The following is a 2,880-nucleotide window of genomic DNA, read 5'->3' on the forward strand; positions in this document are numbered from 1 at the left end:
TGCGCGTACTTTTCTTTCGTGATCATGAAATCAGCGGGCTCAGCCCGGCCGCACCCTCGCCGGTGAGCCGTCCCGGAGGGTCAGGCAACGACTTCAGCTCACACCCGTCACGCCAGCCCCGATCGGCACACTGGAAAGCCGCCAGAAAAGATCGTGCGGGATTAGCCCACGGAATCCGGGCCTAATCCCGCACGATAATTTGGCTGGTATCACCTGAGTTGGGCCATCCTAGTGCGTAAGTCAGCTGTCGCGGGTGATGGCTTCGAGGGCCTAGCGTAGGTCGTTGGGGGAGGGTCGGCGGCGGTGATCGTCTGTCGATTCCGGATGCCGGGTCAGGGAATCGACAGGTCGAACGGATGGCCTGCCGGGTCGGCTAGCGTGATCCAGGTAGCGCCATCGGCGAGCCGGGTGGCACCCAGTTCCTGCGCCCGGGCCTCGACCGCCTTCAAGTGGCCAGGATCGTCAACGATGACGTCGAGGTGCCCCTGCTGCGGGTGCGCCGGGTCCGGCCACTGCGGCTGCGTGTAGTCGCCGACCTGCTGGAACATCAGGCTCTTGCCGCCGCCGGCGACGAGCGCGCCCTCAGGGCCGTCGTAGGTCACCTCCATTCCGAGCAGGCTGGCGTAGAAGCGGGCCAGCGCCGACGCGTCGGGAGCGTCAATGGTCACCGCGAACAGCTGCATCTGCGGGCCGGCCCCGTCCCGCTGGCACAGGTCGAACGGATGGCCTGCCGGGTCGGCCAGCGTGATCCAGGTGACGCCGTCGGCGAGCCGGGTGGCACCAAGCGCCACCGCGCGCTGTGCCGCCTCTTCATGCCCGTCGACCAGCAGATCAAGGTGGACCTGCTGGGGGCGTTCCTGTCCCGGCCACTGCGGCGGAATGTGCTCGGCCACCTGCTGGAAGGCGACCTCCTGCCCGTCACCGGCACGCAGCGTGATCCAGCCGTCCACGTTGCGGACGGTCTGCCAGCCGGTCAGCTCGGCGTAGAACGAGGCGAGCCCCGCAATGTCCGTCGCGTCGAGGGCGACGAGCTCCAAGGTTCCTGTCACGGTCATGCCGGTCATCCTGCCATGGCCGTCCGGCAAACCCGAGGCAAGCCAGATGCGTGATAAAACTCAGGAATTGGTGAGCAAATCCGCGTCCGACGGGACGAGGACCCGCAGGTCATCGTGATTCGCCGCCGCTGAGGGCCAAAAGTTGGCCCAAGTCAGGCCAGCCCCGATCGCCACACTGGAAAGCCGCCAGAAAAGGCTGGTATGACAGCGCCGGTTTTCTCGCCTGCTCCTTCTGGGGCGCCAGCGGCGTAAGTTACGGTTTTCTTTTTGAGAGACGCGTTACCGGTCGCGGGCACCGTCGTCGCGAGCTTCGCCTTCTAGGGCGCTGGCGCGGCCGCCGAGTCCCTCGCCGTCGAGGTCTTCGTCCTCCTCATCGGGGTCGTCCTCGTCGGCGACGTCATCCTCGTCGCCGTCCGCCTCGGCTGTGAGGTCTCCTTCGTCGTCGGCGTCACCCTCGTCGTCCTCGGCCTGGTCTGTGAGGTCATCCTCATCGTCGAGGTCCTCGCCGTCCTCGGCCTCGTCCGTCAGGTCGTCCTCATCGTCGTCGGAGTCATCGTCTTCTTCGTCGATTTCGACCTCGTCCTCAAGGTCTTCTTCGTCGTCGAGGTCCTCGTCGAGATCCTCGGCCTCGTCTTCATCGTCCTCGTTGGCCTCGTCTGTGACGTCGTCCTCGTCGTCGAGGTCGTCGTCCGCCTCGTCGTCGAGGTCGCCCTCTTCAGCCTCGACGGCCTCGACGGCCTCGTCCGTTAGGTCGTCATCATCGGCGTCTTCGTCTTCCAGGTCCTCGAGGTCTTCGAGGGTTACGCCGTCTAGTTCGTCGAGGCGGGCCAGGGCGTCTGTTTCCTCCTCCCCGTCGGCGACGACGGCGCGGGAGAAGGCTTCCCTGGCCGCCTCGGGGCGGCCCGCGGCGAGCAGGGCATCGCCGTAGGCGTAGAACAGCCTCGCCGACCAGGGACGCAGCCGGCCGTCGGTCAGCTCGGGAACCTGCAGCACCAGGACCGCCGCGTCGGCGAGGCCCTGGTCCCTGCGGATGCCGGATTCCACGATGCGCAGTTCGATCTGCGCCGCTCGCGGCAGGCGCCTGGCGTCCTCGCTGTGCACGAGCTCGAGCGCACTGTCCAGCCTGCCGAGGGCGCGTTCTGAGTCCGCCATCAGCGGGAGGTACTCGTCGCGCCCGGTCAGCCGGCGGGCGGCGCGCAGCTCCGCGAGCGCCTCCGCCCAGCGTCCCGTGTGGTACGCCGTGACGCCGTTGACCTCGCGCACCACGCCGATCCTGGCGGCTATCCTGCGCGCGGCCTGCGCGTATCTGTACGCCTGCTCGGGATCGCTGGCCAGCTCGGCGGCGACCAGGTACCTGCCGACGGTGGCGGCCAGGTCCGCGGGCAGCCCGCGCAGCTCCGCCTTGACATCGCGGGACAGGTCGTCTTCTGTGATGCTGTCCGGGATCCTGGGAGCGGCGCCGCTGTCCTGGTCGCTCCTGCGGACGGCTCGACGATCCCTCTCGTCGTCCTGCCGCGGGCGGAAGCCTGAGCCGGACCCCTCGGCCGAACGATCCGGCCGTCCGCCCCTGCCAGTGCCTCCCGGCCGAGCGGGGCGCTGCTGGCGCGGCCGGCCGGTCCCGCTCCGCTCATACCCGCCGCGGTCACGGCGCTCGGCCCGGTCATCGGGGAAAGAACCGCCGATTCGGTCGGACATGTCCCTGCTGAAGCCCCGGCTAGACCCAGGGCGGCCGGAGTCAGCGGGCCCGTGTGAGCGCGGTCTAGCCGAACGCCCCGCGCCGTCTCGTCCCTCGCGGTCGGTGCCGGATGGGCGCCCGGCGCCGTAC

General features: G+C 68.9%; 2 protein-coding genes. Both read right to left on the reverse strand.

Annotated features, from left to right (window positions below; translation table 11 throughout):
- Positions 1-332: 332 nt before the first annotated feature.
- A complete protein-coding gene (locus WA805_RS20405; protein WP_422339708.1) occupies positions 333-1,055 on the reverse strand; it encodes a VOC family protein in 723 nt (240 codons plus the stop codon).
- 279 nt (positions 1,056-1,334) lie between these two features.
- Positions 1,335-2,750, reverse strand: coding sequence for a hypothetical protein (locus WA805_RS20410; protein WP_422326324.1), 1,416 nt, complete (start codon positions 2,748-2,750; stop codon positions 1,335-1,337).
- Positions 2,751-2,880: the final 130 nt, after the last annotated feature.

The organism is Trebonia sp., assembly GCF_049794275.1.
GTDB lineage: Bacteria > Actinomycetota > Actinomycetes > Streptosporangiales > Streptosporangiaceae > Trebonia.